This window comes from Janthinobacterium sp. GW821-FHT03C10 (assembly GCF_059420865.1).
In genome coordinates, this window is record NZ_JBWKUN010000004.1 from 279,888 (window position 1) to 300,621 (window position 20,734).

Annotated in this window: 23 protein-coding genes; 8 read left to right on the plus strand and 15 right to left on the minus strand. The window is 62.3% G+C overall.

From position 1 onward, the window contains the following. Positions 1-85: 85 nt before the first annotated feature. Entirely contained in the window at positions 86-577 is a 492-nt protein-coding gene (locus AC07VH_RS15455) for a hypothetical protein (protein WP_475417392.1), read from the minus strand. 264 nt (positions 578-841) lie between these two features. Here AC07VH_RS15455 and AC07VH_RS15460 point away from each other — a divergent pair, with 264 nt between their 5' ends. Continuing rightward, positions 842-1,141: a hypothetical protein gene (locus tag AC07VH_RS15460; protein WP_475417391.1), complete on the plus strand. Its 300-nt coding sequence runs from the start codon at positions 842-844 to the stop codon at positions 1,139-1,141. Here the strand turns inward: AC07VH_RS15460 and AC07VH_RS15465 are convergent, their stop codons facing one another. From AC07VH_RS15465 to AC07VH_RS15485, 5 genes are all read right to left on the minus strand, one after another. Next, positions 1,142-1,555: a VanZ family protein gene (locus tag AC07VH_RS15465; protein ID WP_475417390.1), complete on the minus strand. Its 414-nt coding sequence runs from the start codon at positions 1,553-1,555 to the stop codon at positions 1,142-1,144. A gap of 542 nt (positions 1,556-2,097) precedes the next feature. Continuing rightward, positions 2,098-2,862, minus strand: coding sequence for an SDR family NAD(P)-dependent oxidoreductase (locus AC07VH_RS15470; RefSeq protein WP_035825332.1), 765 nt, complete (start codon positions 2,860-2,862; stop codon positions 2,098-2,100). A 71-nt stretch (positions 2,863-2,933) separates the two neighbouring features. Then, a complete protein-coding gene (locus AC07VH_RS15475) occupies positions 2,934-3,455 on the minus strand; it encodes a TPM domain-containing protein (RefSeq protein WP_475417389.1) in 522 nt (173 codons plus the stop codon). Continuing rightward, positions 3,455-4,300, minus strand: coding sequence for a TPM domain-containing protein (locus AC07VH_RS15480; RefSeq protein WP_494788365.1), 846 nt, complete (start codon positions 4,298-4,300; stop codon positions 3,455-3,457). The genes AC07VH_RS15475 and AC07VH_RS15480 overlap by 1 nt, the downstream gene beginning before the upstream one ends. Position 4,301: 1 nt before the next feature. Beyond that, complete coding sequence (locus tag AC07VH_RS15485) at positions 4,302-4,916, minus strand: LemA family protein (protein WP_070313665.1); 615 nt, start codon at positions 4,914-4,916, stop codon at positions 4,302-4,304. A 167-nt stretch (positions 4,917-5,083) separates the two neighbouring features. On the opposite strand from AC07VH_RS15485, the gene pyrF reads away from it, so the two are divergent. Further along, entirely contained in the window at positions 5,084-5,908 is an 825-nt protein-coding gene (pyrF, locus tag AC07VH_RS15490; protein ID WP_494788364.1) for an orotidine-5'-phosphate decarboxylase, read from the plus strand. 109 nt (positions 5,909-6,017) lie between these two features. On the opposite strand, the gene sbcB is transcribed toward pyrF, so the two are convergent. Continuing rightward, complete coding sequence (gene sbcB / locus AC07VH_RS15495; protein ID WP_494788363.1) at positions 6,018-7,466, minus strand: exodeoxyribonuclease I; 1,449 nt, start codon at positions 7,464-7,466, stop codon at positions 6,018-6,020. Positions 7,467-7,609: 143 nt separating this feature from the next. On the opposite strand from sbcB, the gene AC07VH_RS15500 reads away from it, so the two are divergent. Beyond that, positions 7,610-8,233 carry a DUF5610 domain-containing protein gene (locus AC07VH_RS15500; RefSeq protein ID WP_494788362.1) on the plus strand — a complete coding sequence of 208 codons (624 nt, stop codon included), beginning with the start codon at positions 7,610-7,612 and terminating at the stop codon, positions 8,231-8,233. A gap of 26 nt (positions 8,234-8,259) precedes the next feature. Here AC07VH_RS15500 and AC07VH_RS15505 read toward each other — a convergent pair whose 3' ends face one another. The 5 genes from AC07VH_RS15505 to AC07VH_RS15525 form a co-directional block, all read right to left on the minus strand. Then, the gene (locus AC07VH_RS15505; protein WP_475417383.1) at positions 8,260-9,225 is read right to left on the minus strand and encodes a GGDEF domain-containing protein; all 966 of its coding nucleotides are present in this window, start codon (positions 9,223-9,225) and stop codon (positions 8,260-8,262) included. 264 nt (positions 9,226-9,489) lie between these two features. Beyond that, on the minus strand, positions 9,490-9,867 hold the full coding sequence (locus AC07VH_RS15510) for an HPF/RaiA family ribosome-associated protein (protein WP_070221366.1): 378 nt from the start codon (positions 9,865-9,867) through the stop codon (positions 9,490-9,492). A 200-nt stretch (positions 9,868-10,067) separates the two neighbouring features. Continuing rightward, the gene (locus tag AC07VH_RS15515; protein WP_494788361.1) at positions 10,068-10,733 is read right to left on the minus strand and encodes a DUF1345 domain-containing protein; all 666 of its coding nucleotides are present in this window, start codon (positions 10,731-10,733) and stop codon (positions 10,068-10,070) included. A gap of 31 nt (positions 10,734-10,764) precedes the next feature. Beyond that, positions 10,765-12,021, minus strand: a complete 1,257-nt coding sequence (locus AC07VH_RS15520) for an MFS transporter (protein WP_494788360.1) — start codon at positions 12,019-12,021, stop codon at positions 10,765-10,767. A gap of 84 nt (positions 12,022-12,105) precedes the next feature. Beyond that, positions 12,106-13,131, minus strand: coding sequence for a CDP-6-deoxy-delta-3,4-glucoseen reductase (locus tag AC07VH_RS15525; protein ID WP_494788359.1), 1,026 nt, complete (start codon positions 13,129-13,131; stop codon positions 12,106-12,108). Between the two features lie 12 nt (positions 13,132-13,143). Here AC07VH_RS15525 and AC07VH_RS15530 point away from each other — a divergent pair, with 12 nt between their 5' ends. The 4 genes from AC07VH_RS15530 (at position 13,144) to AC07VH_RS15545 (ending at position 15,340) form a co-directional block, all read left to right on the plus strand. Further along, on the plus strand, positions 13,144-14,061 hold the full coding sequence (locus AC07VH_RS15530; RefSeq protein ID WP_494788358.1) for an SDR family oxidoreductase: 918 nt from the start codon (positions 13,144-13,146) through the stop codon (positions 14,059-14,061). Between the two features lie 83 nt (positions 14,062-14,144). After that, positions 14,145-14,405, plus strand: coding sequence for a hypothetical protein (locus tag AC07VH_RS15535; protein WP_475417378.1), 261 nt, complete (start codon positions 14,145-14,147; stop codon positions 14,403-14,405). Positions 14,406-14,588: 183 nt separating this feature from the next. Further along, complete coding sequence (locus AC07VH_RS15540) at positions 14,589-14,858, plus strand: hypothetical protein (RefSeq protein WP_475417377.1); 270 nt, start codon at positions 14,589-14,591, stop codon at positions 14,856-14,858. Between the two features lie 242 nt (positions 14,859-15,100). Beyond that, on the plus strand, positions 15,101-15,340 hold the full coding sequence (locus AC07VH_RS15545) for a hypothetical protein (RefSeq protein ID WP_029496207.1): 240 nt from the start codon (positions 15,101-15,103) through the stop codon (positions 15,338-15,340). An 87-nt stretch (positions 15,341-15,427) separates the two neighbouring features. On the opposite strand, the gene AC07VH_RS15550 is transcribed toward AC07VH_RS15545, so the two are convergent. The 3 genes from AC07VH_RS15550 to AC07VH_RS15560 form a co-directional block, all read right to left on the minus strand. After that, positions 15,428-16,141, minus strand: a complete 714-nt coding sequence (locus tag AC07VH_RS15550) for a glycine-rich domain-containing protein (RefSeq protein WP_475417376.1) — start codon at positions 16,139-16,141, stop codon at positions 15,428-15,430. 185 nt (positions 16,142-16,326) lie between these two features. After that, the gene (locus AC07VH_RS15555) at positions 16,327-18,105 is read right to left on the minus strand and encodes a CHASE domain-containing protein (protein WP_494788357.1); all 1,779 of its coding nucleotides are present in this window, start codon (positions 18,103-18,105) and stop codon (positions 16,327-16,329) included. Between the two features lie 270 nt (positions 18,106-18,375). Continuing rightward, the gene (locus AC07VH_RS15560; RefSeq protein WP_489628628.1) at positions 18,376-20,142 is read right to left on the minus strand and encodes a glutamine--tRNA ligase/YqeY domain fusion protein; all 1,767 of its coding nucleotides are present in this window, start codon (positions 20,140-20,142) and stop codon (positions 18,376-18,378) included. A gap of 162 nt (positions 20,143-20,304) precedes the next feature. On the opposite strand from AC07VH_RS15560, the gene AC07VH_RS15565 reads away from it, so the two are divergent. Then, complete coding sequence (locus tag AC07VH_RS15565) at positions 20,305-20,598, plus strand: DnaJ domain-containing protein (protein ID WP_010395442.1); 294 nt, start codon at positions 20,305-20,307, stop codon at positions 20,596-20,598. Positions 20,599-20,734 lie beyond the last annotated feature (136 nt).

Here is a 20,734-nt window from a genome sequence, read left to right on the forward strand (position 1 = left end):
ACAGGCAACAGGCAACAGGCAAGGCAGATGAAATACCTGTCTTGCCTGTGCCCGGACGCTAACGCCGCATCGAGATGCGCTATGCCTAGTAGCGCTGCAGCAAGCCGTTGACCACCTTGACGTGGTCGCCGATCTGGTAGCTGGGCTGGGAGTTTTGCATGAGGGTCTGTGTGCTGCCGTCGTCCAGGCGCAGGGTGACCCGGTACTGCGTGTTGCCCGAGGTGCTGCCCGCTGTGCCGGAACTGCCGGATTGCATGTCGCCGCTGCGCTGCTCCATACCGCGCGGCACTGGCTCGATCGATTGCACCGTGGCAGAGGCAATGCTGACACCCGTCTGGCTGCCGTCCATGTTCATGGCGTTGTTGGCCGTGGATGTGCCGGCGGTATTGACCCCTGTACTGCTCATGGTGCTGCTGGTGCTGGTCCCGGCCGTAGTGCTGCCCGTCCCGGCCGTATTGCTGTAGCTTTCACCGCTGCGGCCATTCGTGCTGCTCATGCCGGTGTTGTTCGGATTCGAACTGCAGGCGGCCAGCGTACACAGCAGGCCGGCCAGCGCCATGGTTTTTTTTGCTCTCATCTTGTTCTCCTCTTGGTCTGACAAAGTGGTAACCCGGTTTTCAGGGTGTGGCGGAGGTCAGCGTCAATGGCGCATGCCAGGCATGGCCGTAACTACTGCTAGTAAGAGAGCAGGGGAGGAAAGATGTTCGATCCTTGTTATTTCACATTGAGATACATCAAGCGCTTCAATTGTCGAGCTTGGTATAAAAGACATTCTTGTACGAACGTGCACAGCGTCAGCGCTGTCCCGCTGTCCTTCCCGCTGCTTATCTCAGGAGAATAAATGGCTTCCGATTCCACTAGCGTCAAGCTGATCAATGAGTTGGTGATTGCGGTGTACGGTGCGCCGGGCACGGCGAACGATATGCGCGCCCGCTATGCGTTGACGCAGGCCCTGCATGCCTTGACCCGGCTGTCGCGGTCGGAGCAGTTGATGGAGATGCAGCGCGATGCGGCGCGCGCGGCGGGAGCGCACAGCCGGCGCGAGATGCACGCGGCCTTGCGCCGCATTGCCGGCCGGGCCGCGACCGGCCAGGGCCAGTTGCCCCTGGCGCTGAGCACCGGCGACGGCGCGGCGCCCTGATCAGCCGCGCGACTTCTTCAGCGCGGCGGCGGCCATGCCGGGCCAGAGGAAGTACAGCGGCAGCGCCACGGCCGTGGCGGCCGTGATATCGACCACCCAGTCGCTGACGGCGCCATGGCGATAAGGCAGGAAGCTCTGGATGAATTCGTCCAGCGCGCCCATGGCCGCCACCATCAGCACCGACAGCAGCGCCCGGCGGGCCATGCCGCCGCCCGTGCCGCTGAACAGGATCAGGGCCAGCACGCCATAGCCGAAGGAATGCAGCACGCCGCCCGACGCATATTGGCCCACGTCGGCGCGCACGCCGGGGATGTCGCCGATCAGGATCACCAGCACATACAACACCAGGGCCGTGCGGTAGCGCAGGCGCTCGTAGCGGTCGGCAAAACAAAGTTCGGGCAAGGGTACAGGCATGATGCGTCAGGATGGGTGGAAAGGCAGTCACAATATCATGGGCGTGGCGGGGCACCGTGTTTTTGCGCAAGAGCTTGCCGGGCAGGCAAAAAAAAGGCCCGCGGGGGCGCGGGCCAAAAACCCAAATGAAATGGGTCAAGAGTTGAGAGTTGCTCGGTACTCGCCATGTCGCGCGCCTTGCCGGCGCCCGCCACGGCATAAAAGGGGAGTGGTGTGCCATCGCGGCACACCTGTCTGTAGTCAGGCATATCGGTTGCCTGTACAGCAGATGAAGCAAGTATAGGGGGCGAAAATGACGGGCTGATGACACGCCGCAACATTTTTTTGCGGCAGGCAGAATGAGCGGGAAGATTGCGGGAAATGGCAAGAATGGCCATGTTGCAGCAGCGATGGCAAAAAAAAAGCCCGCTGGTGAAAGCGGGCTTAAAACTATTTTCTTGGAGGAGAATAGTGGAGACAGGTGCATTATGCTGCGTCGCACGATATGTGTCTAATGATCTTTTTAGATATGCATTATTCTTTTTTGATATAACTCGATTGCATCACTCTTTCACGGCCACCGTGTAGTTGAGCGCCATGCGTCCGCCATCGACGTAGATGGTCTGGCCCGTCATGTAGGTGGCGTCGTCGCTGGCCAGGAAGGCGGCGATGCCTGCCACTTCTTCCGGCTCGCCGCAGCGCCCCAGCGGCGTGCGCGACAGAATCGTGTGGCGCGCTTGCGGGCTCGACAGTACCGCCTGCTTGGCCAGTTCCGTCAGGATGGTGCCCGGCCCGATGCCGTTCACGCGCACGCCGTGCGGCGCCAGGTTCAGGGCCATGACCTTGGTCAGCTGGTTGATGGCGCCTTTCGACACCACATACGGCACCTGGTTCGGAATGGCCAGTTCCGCATTGACGCTGGACATATTGATGATGCAGCCGCTGTTGCGCTTGACCATCTCGCGCGCCACGGCCTGGCCGCACAGGAACATCGATTTCAGATTGATGCGCATGACCCGGTCGAAATCGTCCTCGCACACGTCGAGGAAATCGGCCGCGTGCGTGACGCCCGCATTGTTGACGAGGATATCGATGTGGCCGAACTGCGCCAGCGTTTCCTTCAGCATGGCGTCGACGTCCGCCTTCTGGCTGACGTCGGCGCAAAAGAAACGCGCCTGCGGGCCGAGGGCGGCCGCCGCCTGCGCGCCTTCTTCCTTGATGTCGACCAGCATCACCTGCGCCCCTTCGGCGATCAGGCGGGTGGCGCAGGCCAGGCCGATGCCCTGCGTGGCGCCCGTGACGATGGCGGTTTTATTGACCAGTTTCATGTATTCTCCTCGGCGGTTGGGGGCGCCGCCATGCTGCGGCGCCATGGCGGATTTTAATCCCTGTCCGGGATTCAGAGGAGGATGGGTTCGTTCGGCAGCTGGTTGCCGCGCGTCCCATCGGCAGGGAAGTGGCTTTGCAGCAAGGCATTCAACTGCTGCAAGGCATCGAGCGTGCTGTCGTGGTAGTTGCCCTCCTTGAAGCCGCCCGTCATGGTGCGGCATACGGCTTGCCACTGTTCCGGCGTCACGCGCCGGCCCACGTTGCGGTCGGCCACGATATCGACCTGGTGTTCGGCCAGGTTGATATAGATCAGCACGCCAACGTTGTCTTCCGTATCCCACACGCCATACTGGGCGAACAGTTCGCGCGCCCGCTCGCGGTTGCTCACGCCCTGGTAAGCCATGCCCGGCGTCAATGCCGCCTCGACGATCAGGCGCACTTCCGCCCGGTGCATCGCTTCACCATCGGCAATCGCCGTTTCGATGGCTTTCAGGGTGCGCTCGGGAAAGGCCTGGCGCGCCGTCGCCGGCGTGCCCCGCAAATGTTTCAGAGCCCGTCCGCAGCGTTGTCCGAATGTCAGTTGTTTCGTCATTACCAATCTCCCGAGGCGCCGCCGCCGTCAAAACCGCCGCCGCCGCCACCGAAACCACCGCCACCGCCAAAACCACCGCCACCGCCAAAACCACCGCCGCCGCCGAAGCCGCCACCGCCACCGCGGTTGTTCAGCGCCTGGCTCAAAATGCTGCCCAGCACGACGCCGGTGGCGCCGCTGGACCAGTTGCTGCCGCGCTGCAGCCGGTTCGGGCCGCCGCGCGAGCGGAACACGGTCAGGAGCACAAGAAAGCCGAAGAACAGCAGCGGCAGCCAGAAGGTCAGGCCGCCCGCTTCCACGGTCGCCGGCGCCTTTTGCTGGGCGGGAGCGGGGAATTGCTCCTGGTTCAGCAGGGTAGCGATGGCGCCGATGCCAGCCACCAGGCCGCCGTAATAGTCGTTCTGCTTGAAATGCGGCGCGATCACGTCTTGCAGGATGCGTTTCGATTGCGCATCCGTCAGCACGCCCTGCACGCCACGGCCTGCCTCGATGCGCAGGCGGCGCAAGGACGATGGGTTGTCCTTCGCCACCATCAGCAGCACGCCGTCATCGACGCCCTTGCGGCCCAGCTTCCAGGCATCCGTCACGCGGATGCTGTATTGCTCGATGGCTTCCGGTTCCGTGCTCTTGACCAGCAGCACGGCGATCTGGCTGCCCGTCTTGGCTTGGTAGTCGGCCAGCACGCCTTCCAGCGCCGCGTTCTGCTTGTCATCGAGCATGCCGGCGTTGTCCGTCACGCGCGCCGCCAGCGGCGGCACGGGCTGCAAGCCCTGCGCGCCGGCGGGCAAGGCTGTCCACAGCAGCAGCGCCGTCGCCAGCGTCGCCAGATAAGACCAGGCTTTCATCTTATTTGCCGAAGTTGACGGTCGGCGCGGTCGAAATGGCTTTTTCGTTTTCCACCGTGAACGACGGCTTGACCTTGTAGCCGAAGACCATGGCCGTCAGGTTGTTCGGGAAGCTGCGCGCATGCACGTTGTAATCCTGCACGGCGGCAATGTAACGCTGGCGCGCCACGGTGATGCGGTTTTCCGTGCCTTCCAGCTGCGACTGCAGGTCGCGGAAGCTGGTGTCGGCTTTCAGGTCAGGATATTTCTCGGACACCACCATCAGGCGCGACAGGGCCGACGACAGCTGCCCCTGCACTTGCTGGAATTTTTCGAAGGCGGCCGGGTCGTTCAGCACTTCGGGCGTGATCTGGAAACTGGTGGCGGCGGCGCGCGCCTTGGTCACCGCTTCCAGGGTTTCGCGCTCGTGCGTGGCATAGCCCTTGACGGTATTGACCAGGTTGGGGATCAGGTCGGCGCGGCGTTGGTACTGGTTGACCACTTCGCCCCAGGCGGCCTTGGTGGCTTCGTCCTTGCTCTGGAAGTCGTTGTAGCCGCAGCCCGTCAGGATGCCGGCCAGGACGGTGACGCTCAGCGCCAGGCGCAGCCATTTGGTGAATTGATTGGTGATTTGCATGATGGGTTCCGTGCTGAGTAAGGGAGGTGAGGCAAATATACCTGAAACGGCCCGCCATGTCGGTTTAATAAGCGCCGGCCGCCGCCTCCGGCTGCCTTGAGACGCCGTGGCAAGCTTGCGCCGCGTTACAATACGGGGTTTGCAACTGAATATAGAGAAGGTGTGCCGTGAATTTCATCAATAAATTATCCGCCGCATGGACGGCCAATAATTCCCTGCTGTGCGTGGGCCTGGACCCGGACCTGGCGAAACTGCCGGCGGACCTGCGCGACTTGCCTGATGGAATCACCACCTTTTGCACGCGCATCATCGACGCCACGGCCGACCTGGCCTGCGCCTTCAAGCCGCAGATCGCCTATTTTGCCGCGCTGGGCGCGGAAAAGCAGCTGGAAGACATCTGCCGCTACGTGCGCGAAAACTACCCGCACATCCCCCTGATCCTCGACGCGAAACGGGGCGACATCGGCGCCACGGCCACGCAATACGCGCGTGAAGCGTTCGAGCGCTACGGCGCCGACGCCGTCACCGTGAACCCCTACATGGGCGAGGATTCGCTCGATCCCTACCTGGCGTGGAAAGACCGCGGCGTGATCATCCTGTGCCGCACCTCGAACCCGGGCGGCTCGGACCTGCAATTCCTCGACACGGACGGCGAACCGCTGTACCAGCGCGTGGCGCGTCTGGTGGCCGAGAAATGGAACAAGAATGGCCAGTGCGCGCTCGTCGTCGGCGCCACCTTCCCTGAAGAACTGGCGCAAGTGCGCGCCATCGTGGGCGACATGCCGCTGCTGGTGCCCGGCATCGGCGCCCAGGGCGGAGATATTGCCGCCACCGTCGGCGCGGGCCAGACGGCGAACGGCATGGGCATGATGATCAGCTCCTCGCGCGCCATCATCTACGCCACGCCGCAAGCGGGCGAAGACTTCGCCGACGCGGCGCGCCGCGTGGCGATCGAGACGCGCGATGCGATCAATCAACACCGTGCAGCATAGGTCGGATTAGCGGCGACGCCGCGTAATCCGACAACACCAGTAACGTCAACAATGTTGTCGGATTACGCGGGGCCTTGCCCCGCTAATCCGACCTACCCAGCCTGGTCCTTCAGTCGCGCATGGGCGCCACCATCTCCGCATAATCGTAGAGTTCGCCAAGAATCTCTTCCCCACGCTCATCGACCGATTCCGACAGCACGTCGATTTCCGTAAACAGCATTTCGATGGTGCGGGCGCCGCCGTCGCCGTCGAACAATCGGGCGGCGCGGTGCTGTTCCCAGCGCAGGCTTTCCGCTTCGCTCAAGGTTTGCGGGAAATTGCGGGCGCGGTAGCGGAACAGCAATTCCTGCAGGCGTTCGTCGGCAAACGAGGGGCGGGCCGTGGCCAGTTTGGCCGGCGTGTCGCGGCGCAAGGATTCGAGCAGGCGGCGGTCGTCGTTGCTGACGAAACCGTTGTACAAATCCTCATCCACGTCCAGCGCGGTGTTCGCGCCCGGACGCTGGAACACTTCGGCCCAGATGGCATCCATGTTCGGCGCCGTGGCGGCCAGCTGGGCGTTGACCTTCGCCGCATCCACGTCGATGCCCCATTGCGCGGCCATGGCCGGCGACAGGGTCTTCAGGTTGCCCACCAGCATGGGCGACTTGTTCAAATGAACGCTTTTCACGGGCAGGCGCGTCATGCCTTCCGGCATGGATTCCTTGCGCGTGAATAAACGCGTGCGGATGGTGTCGGCGTCCAGTTCGAACAGTTCGCGCGGGTCGTAGGCGCAATCCCAGACGAGGATTTCATTTTTATTGCTCGGGTGCGTGGCCAGCGGCCAGACGACGCCCAGGCAACCGCGTTCGGCCGGGAACATGCCGGACACGTGCAGGAAGGGCTGGCGCTCGCCAGCGGCCAGGTGCATGCCCATTTCGCTGGCGACCCTGTCCTTCTTGTGCAGGGCCAGGCAGAATTCGAACAGTTTCGGCTGCTTTTCGCGGATCAATCGCGCCAGGGCGATCGTGGCGCGCACGTCGGACAGCGCATCATGCGCCGCTTCGTGCACGAGGCCATTGGCCTTGCTCAAGTGTTCCAGTCTAAAGCTGGTCTGGCCATCGTCGCGCTTCGGCCATTGAATGCCTTCCGGGCGCAGCGCGTGCGTCATGCGCACCACGTCGAGGATATCCCAGCGGCCGCAATGGTTCTTCCATTCGCGCGCATACGGGTCGATCAGGTTGCGCCAGAACAGGAAACGCGTGACTTCATCGTCGAAACGGATGGTGTTGTAGCCCACGCCGATGGTGCCCGGTTCCGAAAAGGCCGCTTCGACGGTAGCGGCGAACTGGTGTTCGGGCACGCCCAGCTGCAGACATTGCTGCGGCGTGATGCCCGTGATCAGGCACGATTGCGGGTCGGGCAGGAAATCATTGGCCGGCTGGCAATACAGCATGATCGGTTCGCCGATCTCGTTGAGGTCCGCATCCGTGCGGATGGCGGCGAACTGGGCCGGGCGGTCGCGGCGCGGCTGGGCGCCAAAGGTTTCGTAGTCGTGCCAAAGAAAGGTCTGGGTAGTCATTGATGGTCGTTGCTTGCTTAATTGTTATCTTAATTGTCCGGGCCGCTTCAGTTTTCTGAAAACCTGCCGATACTACACGAGAGGATGGTCATCATCGCGTTTCCCGCATGGTGGCATACATTGTCCGTTCAAGGAGGTCTATCGTGTCAATTCCCATCGCCGCAAGCGGCAATTCCACTGCTTCCGTGACTTCCGTCAGTACGGGTGTTGCCGGCAAGGACGATAAAGTCCAGCACGGCGTCAACGCTGAAATGAGCGTGAACGACCGCAGCAAGCTGCAATTGAACGCCTCCATCATGCAGGCGTCGCTGAACGTCTCCATCGGTTCCGAGAACGAACCGCTGGCGCTGCTGTACAAGACGGCCATCACGAATATCAATGAAGCGCTGAAGGGCCAGTACGGCGAAGACGCGATCCAGAACGCCGCGTCGCAGGACAACAGCGCCGAAGCGACGGCGAGCCGCATCGTCTCGCTGTCGACGGGTTTTTTTGAGGCGTTCAAGAAGCAGAACCCCGGCCTGGACGACGATACGGCCCTGACCAAGTTCATGGACACCATCAGCGGGGGCATGGAAAAAGGTTTCAAGGAAGCGCGCGACATCCTGGGCGGCTTGAAAGTGCTGAACGGCGATATCGCCGGCAATATCGACAAGACGTATGAACTGGTGCAGAAGGGCTACGCGGATTTCATCGCCGCGCACAGCAGCAAGAAGGATGATGCCGCCAAGCCGGATGCAAGCAAGCCGGCCGACAGCAAGGCTGCCTGATAATTTATATGAAGCGCCTGAGAATATCAGGTGCTTACGCGGTTGCGGCCCCCGGCTTTGGCCCGGTACAGCGCCGCATCCGCAGTGGCGATCAGCGCTTCGTCGTCCTGTTCCGCCGCCAGGCTGGCCACGCCGAAGGAACCCGTGATGTGCGGCAGCGCGCTGCGCATGTCGGCGAAGATGACGGCTTGCCGCATGCGCTCGCACAGGCGCTCGGCCACCCGCAAGGCCACGTGTTCGCTGGTATCGGGCAAGATCACCATCATTTCCTCGCCACCATAGCGCACGGCAAAATCCGTGGGGCGCAGGGCCGCGCCCAGCACTTGTGCGGCGATGCGCAGCGCCTGGTCGCCCGCCTGGTGGCCGTGGGTGTCGTTGAAGCGCTTGAAATGGTCGAGGTCTATCATCACCAGCGACAGCGGCGAGCCGCTGCCGTGCGCCGTGACGATCATGTTCGGCAATAAATCAGTGAGCCAGGCACGGTTGTACAGGCCCGTCAGGCTGTCGACCATCGACAGCTGGCGGTAGAATTCGCCCAGTTTCTGCCGGCGGCGCAGCAGGGCGTTGGCGGCGCGGATGCGGAAGGACAGCAAGCGCAGCAGGTTGCGTGCCAGGCCGTTCGATTGCTCGATCAATTCCCAGACGACGGCCGCGTCGATCACCAGCAAGTCGGTTTCTTCCAGAGCGGAAATGGCGGCCAGGTTGCTCGCTTCATCGAGCACCGATTGTTCGCCCACGCTTTCGCCGGGCAAGACCTTGCTGACGGTGCCGTCATCCATGCCCGTGTGGGTGTCGGCGGCCACAGCCAGCGAACCGCGCAGGACGATGTACAGGCTGGCGCCCTGTGTGTCGGCAATGGCTTCGCCCGCTTCGAGGCGCATGACGGGGCAGGGTGCCAGCATGGCGGCCGTCTGGCTATCCGCCCCATCGCGAAATAGCTGTAAATCGCCGATGTTGCAGCCTGAAGCGCCAAAGTTGCCGATCTGTTCCACAATCACACTTTCAAAAAGCCGGCGCGCGCGAGCAGAGAGCCGGTAGCTTCATGATAGCGTAAAGCGGCCTAGGCTGTAACGGCAAAGGCTTGCTTGGTGTCACTTACTGTGGGAAATGCGACAATTATTTCATTGCTGTGTTAATAAGCTGAAATGATGGTGGTTTTACTATGCTTGTTGCCGCAGGCGAAAGGCGGGCCCGGATGTGCAAAGGCAGCCTTGAACGGCTGCCTCAGTCTCTGGAAATCCTGCGGGTGGGGGGAATTACTCGGCGGTTTCTTCCGCTTCGGCCGTATCGATCACGGCATTCTTGCCGGTGGCGTGGCGCTTGCTGTCTTGCAGGCGGCCCAGGGCGCTATCGATGGCGCGTTTCAGTTTGTCGGTGGCGCCGGCAACGGATTGGTGCACGGTGGCGTTCTGTTCGGTCACGGCAATCGGTTGATAGCCAGCAACGCGTGCTTCCATGACGCAGCGGATATCGTCGGCGCCGCCTTTCGGGCCATTCGTGTCGCTGATGTGGACTTCGATGCGGGTCAGGTTGTCGCGGAAGCGGCTCAGTGCGCTTTCAAGTACGGATTGCACATGTTCGTTCAGTCCAGCGGTGTTGGCGATGGTGCTGTCGGTATGAATATTGATTTGCATATGCTTACTCCTGTCAATTCAAAAAAAACCCATCTCAGGCGTGCTGCGGCCTGGTTGCTGCCTCATGCACATGACCTCGTGCATGGAACTTATCTTACTCCTCTTTCCAGTATTTCAAGAGGGTGCGCACGATTAAGATGAGCTTAACCCTACACCCAGGTCAAGTTTCCTCGCAGAATCTTTTCAAGCCGGCCTCAGCTTTATCCATTGATCAGGCCGGCGGCGATATTGATCGACAGCCCCAGCACGACCAGATTGAAGAAAAAACTCAGCACGGATTGCCCCAGCACGATCTGCCGCATCGGCCGCGTCTGCACGGAAACGTCCGACGTCTGCACGGCCACGGCGATGGTGAAGGCGAAATACAGGAAATCCCAGTAATCGGGATTCTGCTCGTCGTCGGGAAACTTCAGGGGGCGCAGCGCGGGGGCGGCCTGGTAATACAGGTGGGCGTAATGAAAGCAGAACAGGGTGCCGACGAGGAACCAGGAACCGACCAGGGTGAGGATCGTCAAGCCGTAATGCAGCGCGCGCTCGTCCGGCGCCATGTCTTTCATCGAGGACAGCTGCGAGACGATGGCCACCAGGCTCATCACGGATGCGACGGACAGCGCCGACAGCACCGTGGCCGCCCGCTCATCCTGGCGCGCCGCCATGGCCTTGACCTTGTGATGGTTGGCACGCATCATCATCCAGGCCATCGTCGCCAGGTAGAACCAGACGGCCACGTTCCACGCCGTCAGCAGACGCGTCATCTGTTGCCACGCTGCGGGCAGCAGCAGGCCGGCCGCCACGCCGATGGCCGTGGCCATGCTCAGGTGGGGGCGGCTGCGGATGAAGCTGTGCAAGGGCAGCGTGATTTTCATGGGGCGGCTTAGTCAGTGGCAATAGCGCATCTTAGCCCTTAAGTGCCCGCTCCGGTGACCGTCCTGCGGCCGCTTCCTTTTCGTGGTGGGGGAAGCGGTCCATGCGCGACAGCACGGGGAACAGTACGGCCCACATGCCCGTCACGGCCAGGGTGGCGGCGCCGCCAAACAGCACGGCGCGCACGAGGCCGAACCAGCCGGCCGTCAGGCCCGATTCGAATTCGCCCAGCTCGTTCGAGGCGCCGATGAAGACGGCATTCACGGCGCTGACCCGGCCGCGGATCTCGTCCGGCGTCTCGAACTGCACCAGCAGGTGGCGGATGTAGACGCTGACCATGTCGCCGGCGCCCATCAGGAACAGCGCCGCCAGCGCCAGCGGGAAATAGCTGGTGCTGCCCAGCACCAGGGTGCCCAGGCCGAAGACGGCCACGCCGCCGAACATCCAGGCGCCGACCCGGCGCGTGATGGGAAAGATGGCCAGCGCGATCGAGCACAGGGCCGCGCCGGCGCCCGGGGCCGTGCGCAGCAGGCCCAGGCCGCCGGGGCCGATATGCAGCACGTCATGCGCGAGCGCCGGCAGCAGGGCCGTGGCGCCGCCGAACAGCACGGCGAACAGGTCGAGCGAAATGGCGCCCAGTACGATGGGTTTCGACCAGACGAAGCGCAAGCCTTCGAGCAGGGTGTGCCAGTTGACGGGTTCGCGCTTGACCACTTGCGGCGCCGGCGTGGTGGCGCGCATCAGCAGCACGGACAGCACCAGCAAGGCCGACGAGATCAGATACACCACCTTGGGGCCGAAGTAATACAGCAAGCCGCCCAGGGTCGGGCCCAGGATGATGGCCACGTGCGAGCTTGACGAGCTGAGCGCGACGGCGCGGCTGAAGTGTTGCGTGGGCACCATGTTGACCAGCACGGCTTGCGTGGCCGGCATCATGAAGGCGCGCGCGCTGCCGAACAGCACCAGCACGGTGAACACGGGCCAGACGATGGAAAGATTGCTTAACGTAAACGCCAGCAGGGCCAGCGCGCAAGCGAGCTGCGCCGTCAGGCACCAGGCGATGATGTTGCGGCGGTTGTAGCGGTCGGCCACGTGGCCGGCCGGCAAAATCAATACGAGGAAGGGCGCGAACTGCGCCAGGCCGATCAGGCCCAGGTCGAACAGGCTGCCCGTGATCTGGTACACCTGCCAGCCGATGGCCACGCTTTGCATCTGCACGGCCACCGTGCCCAGCAAGCGGGCGGAAAGATAACAGGCGAAATTGCGGTGACGCAGGATGGAGAGAGACATGAGATTTCCAGGAAACAGCGGGGTGGGGCGGGTGGCGGCAGCGGATGCCGCGCCAGCAGCGCCCCGCTGTCTGGAAGGAGATGCTTACTTGGCCAGGTCGGCTTCGCTGGTGAAGGCGTCCGCGTAGAACTCGTCGGCTGGCAGCTGGCACTGCTGCACGAAATCGCGGTGGGCCGCATCGACCATCACGGGCGCGCCGCAGGCATACACCTGGTAGCCGGACATGTCGGGCAAGTCGGCGATGACGGCCTGGTGCGCGAAGCCCGTGCGGCCGCTCCAGGCGTCTTCCGGCAAGGCGTCCGAGACGACGGGCACATAGGTAAACTGCGGCAAGTCGGCGGCCCACTGGCGGCACAGCGCATCCATGTACAGGTCGTGCGGACGGCGGCCGCCCCAGTACAGGGTGATCGGGCGCGTGGATTGCCCGCTGATCATGTGCTCGACGATGGCTTTCAACGGGGCAAAGCCCGTGCCCGAGGCCAGCAGCACGATGGGCTTGTCGGAATCTTCGCGCAGGAAGAAGGTGCCCATCGGGCCTTCGAAGCGCAGGATGTCGCGCTCTTTCATGCTGCCGAACACCTGGTCGGTGAACAGGCCGCCCGGCAGGTGGCGGATGTGCAGGGTCACGGGGCCGCCGTCGGCAGGCGCGCTGGCCATGCTGTAGCTGCGGCGCTTGTTGTCGCGCAACAGGATTTCGATATACTGTCCGGCGCGGTAGTTGAGGCGCTCGCTGGCCGGCAACTGCAGGGTCAGCACGACGACGTCGGGCGCGACTTTCTCGATGGTGGTCACGCGCGACGGCATTTTCTTGATCGGGTAGTCGCTGCTGCCCGCCACTTCGCGCGCCTCGATGACGAGGTCGGCGTGCGTGGTGGCGCAGCAGAACAGGGAAAAGCCGGCCGCTTCCTCTTCCGGCGTCAGGGCGCGCTGCTGGTGCGCCTTGTGCTGGACGGTGCCGGCAACAACCTTGCCCTTGCAGGAGCCGCAGGCGCCATTTTTACAGCCATACGGCAAGCCCACGCCGGCGCGTATCGCCGCCGCCAGCACGGTTTCGTCCGCTTCGCAGCTGAACTGGTGGCCGCTGGGCTGAACAGTAACTTGAAAAGTCATACAATCCTTGAGATGAAAAATATGTTAATGCACTCTTTGCGCAAGCCCTCTGGCTTGCCGCGCCTGCTGATCCTGGGCTGCGGCGACGTCGGCATGCGCCTGCTGCCCCTGCTGCGCGCGCGTTTTCGCGTCTTTGCCGTCACCAGCCAGCCGGCGCGCTGCGCGCAGCTGCGGGCGGCCGGCGCCGTGCCCATCGTGGCCAACCTCGACGACCGCGCCAGCCTGAAACGGCTGGCGGGACTGGCGACGATGGTGGTGCACCTGGCGCCGCCCCTGTCGTCGGGCTTGCTGGACCGGCGCACGCGCAATCTGGCCGCCATTTTACCTGAGCATGCACGCATGGTGTATGTGAGCACCAGCGGCGTGTATGGCGATTGCGGCGGCGCCTGGGTCGATGAAACGCGGGCTGTGGCGCCGTCGAACGCGCGCGCGAAGCGGCGCGTGGACGCCGAGCAGGTCTTGCGGGGCTGGGGCGCGCGCCGTGGCGCCAAGGTGGCCATCCTGCGGGTGCCGGGCATCTATGCGGAAGACCGCCTGCCCCTGAAACGTTTGCGCGAAGGCACGCCGGCCCTGGCCGCGGGCGACGACGTGTACACCAACCATATCCATGCCGATGACCTGGCGCGCATCATCGAACGGGCCTTGTGGCGGGGCAAGCCGGGACGCGTGTATCACGCCAGCGATGACAGCGAACTCAAAATGGCCGAGTATTTCGATGCCGTGGCCGAAGCCTTCGGCCTGCCGCGCCCGCCGCGCCTGCCCCGTGCCGAGCTGCGGCAAGCGGTCACACCGATGCTGCTGTCGTTCATGTCCGAATCGCGTCGCCTGCACAATACGCGCATCAAGCGCGAGCTGGGCGTGCGTCTGCGCTACGCGCGCGTGGCCGATGCCTTGCAGGCGCTGGCAGCCGGCGGGGTCCGCATCGGGTAAAATGGCCGGTTATCTGCGCACTTTGCTGGGCCGGCGCGCAGCGCGCCGTTCCGGCGTTGCGCCATTCACTTAAGGATTACCGCATGAGCACCCTCACTTACGAAGCATACCTGGACGAGGTCACCACCGTCCTGACGGAACTGTACGACCTCGACGACGACGCCGCCATCAAGCTGGTCGTGGCGGCGCAGGACGCCGAATTTTTTGTTCCGCACGATGCGCATGAGGAAATGCGTACCCTGGAACAAGCCAAGAAAGATGCGGTCACCCTGTTCGAGCGCAAGCAGAACCGCCAGCAGACGCAGGAAAAGCAGCAACAGCGCGTGCGCCAGCAAAAGAAATAAGGACGGCCGCCAGGCCGTGGGCAGCATGGGCTTCGGTGCAACACCGTGGCCTTGCCATTTGATGCGGCGCAAACGCGTCATGGCGCGCTGGCGATATGGTGAGCGATGTCGTCACGCGTTTCAGCTATTTGTGGCGGGCTCTACAATTAGCGCGACGCTGTTTTCCGCCAGCAGGAGCGAGCCATGCGAGCTACGAATCACCCCAGCAAGGAACAGGTGCGCGCCTATATGCGCCGCCGCGAACATGCGCGGCAGCCGCCGCCGCCGCCCGATGAAATTCGCCGGCAACTGGCCTGGTGCCGCGTGGATAGCGCGCCGGGCACTTGCCTGCTTGCCACCCCGGCCGGCGTGGCCGTGCAAGGCTGGCATTTATCTACGGAAATAGCCCGCCTGGGCGCGCTCATGGCGATTGCCTGGCTGATGCGCAGCGGCGTTCCTCATTGTAAAAATTGATGACTTGCAGCAAATTTTTCCGATTTGGGTTATCCTCTAGCACATTCCAAGTGCGTCAATTCTCTTCAATTATCACAATTTTGCTTTAAGTTACGCAAAAATCAACAATAGCGTGTATTATATTGTTTGCGGCGTAAAAGCCGCATAAGTGATGGCGCTTTTTAGTGTGTTTACCCTGAATTATTGCAAAAGAGGCATTCGGTTTCTTTTTGCACTAATACAACAAGTACGGATTTTTGATCATGTCTCTCAAACAAATTACCTCTTTGCCTACCTACAACCCGAATCGCGTCCTCGATGCGATCATCGACAAGCTGCAGCTGAAAAATGATGCCGCCTTGTCGCGAGCTCTGGAAGTGGCGCCACCTGTTATCAGCAAGATTCGTCACAACACCTTGCCGATCGGCGCCACGATCCTCATCCGCATGCATGAAATCAGCGATTTCAGCATCCGTGAACTGCGCGAGTTGATGGCTGCCTAAGAGCGCCTGACAGACGGCAAACTGAGAGGTGCCGTCTGGGTAAGTCAGGCTTGCCGCGTGCGGCAGCCACATCTGTTTTCCGCTTTTCTATTGCGGGTCGCGGTTCAGTACCGGACGATCGACATAGAAACGCCCCATCTCCAGGCCGGTCGTGGACGACTTGACCACCGCAGCGGCCAGTGTGGCAGGCGCGCTGGAAAATGCGGTGCTGGCAGCGCCCGTCGCGCGGCCCGAATATGCCGTCGCCTGCACGGCCGCACTGGAAAACGCCGTCTGCACGGCCCGGCCCGAGTAGGCGGTGGCCTGTACCGCGGCGCTGGAAAATGCTGTTTGTACCGCCCGTCCCGAATACGCCGCCTGTACCGCCCGTCCCGAATACGCCGCCTGTACGGCACGCCCCGAATACGCCGTTTCCGCGCGGATATAATCTTCCCCGAACGTTTGCTCATACAGCTGTTTCATGCGCTCGCCCACGCGATGGTGCGCCGCTTCGTCGTCTTCGCCGCGCAGGCCGATGTACGGGAAATGATGCAGGAAGTAGCCGAAGACCTGTTCGCAGTCGGCCGCATATTTCAGGGTGTCGAGGATGTGGTAGTGCCAGAAGGTATCGACGTCCATCAGCGGCGCCGTTTCTTCTTCCGGAAACTGTTTCATCAGGATCAGGAAGCGGCGGTATTCGAATTCCACCGCATTCGCCTTCTCCAGACTCCATCCTTCGCCTGACTCCCGGTGCATCAGCTTGACCTTGATCGCGTCCAAATTCAAATCGGCAATTGCCTTGAAACTGTCGTTCGTATCCATGAATGTCCTTTTGTAAAGAGCGTTGTGGGAAATACGGTAAAACAAGGGAAAGCGCTGGGTATATACTCCTGGCAAGTAGTCGATGAATGCCTGGCCCATGGTGGGCAGGGGTTTAGTTGTTCTACATCAATATTGCATCTAATTACGAAATATGCAAGCTGAGCTTGCTTCATGCGGTCCGCCTGTCAGGCGCTGGTCCGGCTGTCTTCCTGGTAGGGAAACGCGGTGGCGTCCGCGCCCAGCGGTACGCTGACGTGCACGCTCATGCCGGCGCCGGGGCTGCTTTCGATGTAGAAAGTGCCTCCCAGCAACTTGATACGTTCCTCGATCCCCACCAGGCCAAACGAGCCCAGCTTGTTGCGCCCGTCGATGGCCGCGCCCACGCCGTTGTCGCTGATGCTCATCGACACCGTATCGCGGCACTTTTCCAGCTTGACCTGCACGCGGCTGGCGTTGGCATGCTGGGAAATATTGCTCAGTGACTCTTGCAGGATGCGGAACAGTGCCGTCGCGCACTGGTCGCTCAGGCAAATGTCGTCATGGCTTTCGCTCACTTCGCAAGCGATGCCCGTGCGCTGGCGAAATTGCGCCACCTGCCATTCGACGGCCGCATTCACGCCCAGGTCCAGCACGGTAGGGCGCAGGTCGTTGATGATTTGCCGCACGCTCTTGATGGTGGCGTCGATCTGTTCCAGGGTTGAGCGGGCGCGGGCGTTCAGGCGCGGGTGGCGGCGCTGCGTGCGCGAGGCCAGCATGTCGGCATCGATGCGCAGCACCAGCAGGTTCTGTCCCAGGTCGTCGTGGATTTCGCGCGCGATGCGCTTGCGCTCTTCTTCCTTGATCTGGTCGGCATGGGCCGCCAGGCGGCGCAGTTTCTGGTGCGACAGCTGCAGGCGGATCTGGCTGGCGCGCAACTCCTCCGTCATGCCCGTCGCCATCTGGATGGCGCGCCGGCGCGACGACGCCAGCGTGTGGAACAGGATGTACAGCAGCATGGTGCTGGCAAAGCCGATCAGCAGGGCCAGCCACGGCAAAAAGGCGTCGAAGCGCGTATACAGGTCGCTCTTGCGCACGCTGAACAGCGCTTGCCACATGCGGCCATTATGTTCGATCAGCATCGTGCTGCTCAGATAGCGGCCCGAGTTGCCTGGCAGCCACCATGGCGCGTGCATGCCCGCCGTCGTGCTGTCGAAAATGGGGCGCATGTCGTGCGGCAGTTGCAGCGGCGCGCGCGCCTGCGGGCCGATATCGAACAAGGTCAGGCGCACGTTGCGTACCGGCATGTCGGCCAGCGCGCTGCGCATCATCGTCACCAGGTCGTAGCCGATGCCGACGGAACCCTGGTAAGCCGCGCGCCTTTGCTCCACCGTGTCGATCGGCATGCCGAAGCGGTACACGGGCAGGCGCATGGCCATGCCCGTCATCTGCGGCCGCCCTTCCATGGGCACGGGCACGCCGGAATTGCTGATCTGCCCGGAATCGCGCGACTGCGCCAGCGCTTCGGCGATCAGGGGGCGCTCGGCGATGTCATAACCATACTTTTCCGGGGCGCTGGCAACCGGCTCGATGTACACCAGCACGGAATACTGGGCGCGCGGGGCGGGCGGATGGATGGCGAACGCCGGATAGCCGTCGCGCCCGGGCGGATAGTCGCGCCGCATGGCCGCTTCGAAGGCGCTGCGCTGCGACTCGTCGAGTTCCTGGCTGTAATTGAGGTTCATCACGCCCGGATAGTTGTGCTGCAAGGCGATGTTTTCCACGTAGCGGTGGAATTGGTCGCGGCTCACGTGTTCGTTGGCGCGGAACAGGCTGGCCGTGCCGCGCAGCAGGTTGGCATACGAGCGGACGCGCGATTCGATATTTTTCTGGGTATTGCGCGCCAGATTGTCGAACAGGTCGCTGGCATCGTTCTCGACCGACAGCGCGGCGGCCATGTAGAACAGCAGGCCCACCATCATCGACATCGCAAAGCCAAGCAGCCAGAGCGGCCTTTTTTCAGCAGATAAGGGGTGTTCGCCAGCAGTAGAAGACATCGCCATCCACATCAGGAATAGGAATCGGGTGCCGCCTCGGTGGCGGTGGCTAGACTGAGTTGTACAAGCACTATCGACATTGTAAATTGCTCAACAGGTGCATAATATACAAAACTATCGTGATTATAGTCAACAGGCAATATTTTTCTCTGAAACGAAAAAAAACCGCCGCAGCGGTTTTTTCGTGAGTGGTCCGGCGCCTTATTTGGCAGGCTGCCAGCTGTCTTTCAGGGTGACGATGCGGTTGAAGACGGGCTTGCCCGGCTGGCTGTCGACGCGGTCGGCCGCGAAGTAGCCGTGGCGCTCGAACTGGAAGCGCTGTTCCGGCTGGGCCAGTTCCGCGCCCGGTTCCAGCCACGCCTGCACCACTTCCTTGGCCAGCGGATTCAGGGCCAGCTTGAAGTCCTTGCCGCCCGCGTCCGGCTGCGGGTCCGTAAACAGGCGGTCGTACAGGCGTACTTCGGCGGCAATCGCCGTCGGCGCGCTGACCCAGTGCATATTGCCCTTGACCTTGTAGTTGGCGCTGCCTTCCGTGCCCGACTTGCTGTCCGGGAAATAGTTGCAATGCACGGCGATGACCTTGCCGTCCGCATCCTTGTCAAAGCCCGTGCACTCGATCACGTAGCCGTAGCGCAGGCGAACCTTGCTGCCCGGCTTGTCGTCGATCGGCGGATACAGGCGGAAATAGCCCTTGTTCGGCACTTCCATGAAGTCGTCTTCCTCGATCCACAGCTCGCGCGAGATGGGGAAGGTGCGCAAGCCGCGCTCGGGGAAGTGCGGATGCACGGGTGCCGTGCATTCCACGCTCTCGCCTGCGGGGAAGTTGTCGATGATCAATTTCAACGGGCGCAGCACGGCCACCGTGCGCGGCGCCTTCGGGTCCAGGTCTTCGCGCAAACAGCCTTCGAGCACGCTGTAGTCGATCCAGCCGTCGGATTTCGTCACGCCCGTGCGTTCGCACATCAATTGGATCGCTTCCGGCGTGTAGCCGCGGCGGCGCATGCCCACCAGGGTCGGCATGCGGGGGTCGTCCCAGCCGTCGACGATTTTTTCTTCCACCAGCTGGCGCAGCTTGCGCTTGCTGGTGACGATGTAGGTCAGGTTCAGGCGCGAGAATTCGAACTGGTGCGGCACCGGTTGCTGGAAGAAGCCGCCGGCGGCCAGGGTTTCCAGCAGCCAGTCGTAGAACGGGCGGTGGTCCTGGAATTCCAGCGTGCAGATCGAATGCGTGATGTTTTCCAGCGCGTCCGAGATCGGGTGCGTGTAGTCGTACATCGGATAGATGCACCAGGCGTCGCCCGTGCGGTGGTGGTGCGCGTGGCGGATGCGGTAGATGGCCGGGTCGCGCAAGTTCATGTTCGGCGAACTCATGGCATCTTCGCTCATCTTCGCGCGCAGGATGTGTTCGCCATCCTTGAACTGGCCCGCCTTCATGGCGCGGAACAGGGCCAGCGATTCGTCGCGCGGACGGTCGCGGAAAGGCGAATTCTTGCCGGCCTGGCCGAAATTGCCCCGGTTGGCGGCCATGTCTTCGGCGCTCTGGCTGTCCACGTAGGCAAAGCCGGCCGTGATCAGGTATTCGGCCATCGCGTACAGCTGGTCGAAATAGTCGCTGGCGTAGTGCAGGTGGCTCTGGCCATCGGCATGTTTCGGTTCCCAGTCAAAGCCCAGCCATTTCACGCTGTCCATGATGGTGTCGACGTATTCCTGCTCTTCCTTGGCCGGATTGGTGTCGTCGAAGCGCAGGTTGCACTGGCCGGCGTAATCGCGCGCCAGGCCGAAGTTGACGCAGATCGACTTGGCGTGGCCCACGTGCAGATAGCCGTTCGGCTCCGGCGGGAAACGCGTGATCACCTGGGGCAGGCCGGGACGCACGTGGGCGCCGGCAGCCAGGTCGGCTTCGATGATGTTACGCAAGAAATTGGGCGCCAGCGCTGGCGCGGCGGTATTCGGTTTATCGTTGCTCATTGATCAATGCGGAAGAGTGACAGTAAAAAGCATTTTACCGTACCGCAAGCGCTTTATAAGCACGTATTTGGCCCCATTTCCCAGCATGCAAGCGACGCGGGCGCCGTTCTATAGGATAATTCGCCTTTAATTAGCAAACAAAACGTGACCCCGGAGCCATTTATGGAAAATTTGTATAACGTCCTCGGTGTCGCGCCCAATGCCAGCGACGATGAAATCAAGAAAGTTTACCGTTCGCTGGCCATGCGCTTCCACCCCGACCGCAACCAGGCCCCCGGCGCCGAGGCGCGCTTCAAGAGCGTCACCAAGGCGTATGAAATCCTGGCCGACCCGGCCAAGCGCGCCGAATACGACCAGAGCGTGAACCACCGCATCATCATCGATCCGGAAGCGGAAGCCTATGCCCTGTGGTGCGGCGTGTTCCGCCTTCACGGCACGGTCCTTCCTGCGGACTGAGGGCGTCTCACATAACCTACTGCGCGTCGTGATTTGCGGCCTGCGATGCTCACCGTACTAAAGTACGGTTGCGCTTCTTAGCCACAACTCACTGCCGCTCGCTACGGTTCTGTGAGACGCGGTACAGTTGGGATGA

Bases quoted from the DNA above. Each gene is read 5' to 3' on its own strand.
- AC07VH_RS15470 (WP_035825332.1), bottom strand. From the start codon at position 2,862: ATGAAACTGGTCAATAAAACCGCCATCGTCACGGGCGCCACGCAGGGC.
- AC07VH_RS15540 (WP_475417377.1), top strand. From the start codon at position 14,589: ATGCGAGCTACGAATCACCCCAGCAAGGAACAGGTGCGCGCCTATATG.
- AC07VH_RS15525 (WP_494788359.1), bottom strand. From the start codon at position 13,131: ATGACTTTTCAAGTTACTGTTCAGCCCAGCGGCCACCAGTTCAGCTGC.
- AC07VH_RS15560 (WP_489628628.1), bottom strand. From the start codon at position 20,142: ATGAGCAACGATAAACCGAATACCGCCGCGCCAGCGCTGGCGCCCAAT.
- AC07VH_RS15510 (WP_070221366.1), bottom strand. From the start codon at position 9,867: ATGCAAATCAATATTCATACCGACAGCACCATCGCCAACACCGCTGGA.
- AC07VH_RS15480 (WP_494788365.1), bottom strand. From the start codon at position 4,300: ATGAAAGCCTGGTCTTATCTGGCGACGCTGGCGACGGCGCTGCTGCTG.
- AC07VH_RS15485 (WP_070313665.1), bottom strand. From the start codon at position 4,916: ATGCAAATCACCAATCAATTCACCAAATGGCTGCGCCTGGCGCTGAGC.
- AC07VH_RS15555 (WP_494788357.1), bottom strand. From the start codon at position 18,105: ATGTCGATGATGGTGGGCCTGCTGTTCTACATGGCCGCCGCGCTGTCG.
- sbcB (WP_494788363.1), bottom strand. From the start codon at position 7,466: ATGACTACCCAGACCTTTCTTTGGCACGACTACGAAACCTTTGGCGCC.
- AC07VH_RS15460 (WP_475417391.1), top strand. From the start codon at position 842: ATGGCTTCCGATTCCACTAGCGTCAAGCTGATCAATGAGTTGGTGATT.
- AC07VH_RS15475 (WP_475417389.1), bottom strand. From the start codon at position 3,455: ATGACGAAACAACTGACATTCGGACAACGCTGCGGACGGGCTCTGAAA.
- AC07VH_RS15520 (WP_494788360.1), bottom strand. From the start codon at position 12,021: ATGTCTCTCTCCATCCTGCGTCACCGCAATTTCGCCTGTTATCTTTCC.
- AC07VH_RS15550 (WP_475417376.1), bottom strand. From the start codon at position 16,141: ATGGATACGAACGACAGTTTCAAGGCAATTGCCGATTTGAATTTGGAC.
- AC07VH_RS15455 (WP_475417392.1), bottom strand. From the start codon at position 577: ATGAGAGCAAAAAAAACCATGGCGCTGGCCGGCCTGCTGTGTACGCTG.
- AC07VH_RS15535 (WP_475417378.1), top strand. From the start codon at position 14,145: ATGAGCACCCTCACTTACGAAGCATACCTGGACGAGGTCACCACCGTC.
- AC07VH_RS15565 (WP_010395442.1), top strand. From the start codon at position 20,305: ATGGAAAATTTGTATAACGTCCTCGGTGTCGCGCCCAATGCCAGCGAC.
- AC07VH_RS15530 (WP_494788358.1), top strand. From the start codon at position 13,144: ATGAAAAATATGTTAATGCACTCTTTGCGCAAGCCCTCTGGCTTGCCG.
- AC07VH_RS15545 (WP_029496207.1), top strand. From the start codon at position 15,101: ATGTCTCTCAAACAAATTACCTCTTTGCCTACCTACAACCCGAATCGC.
- AC07VH_RS15515 (WP_494788361.1), bottom strand. From the start codon at position 10,733: ATGAAAATCACGCTGCCCTTGCACAGCTTCATCCGCAGCCGCCCCCAC.
- AC07VH_RS15465 (WP_475417390.1), bottom strand. From the start codon at position 1,555: ATGCCTGTACCCTTGCCCGAACTTTGTTTTGCCGACCGCTACGAGCGC.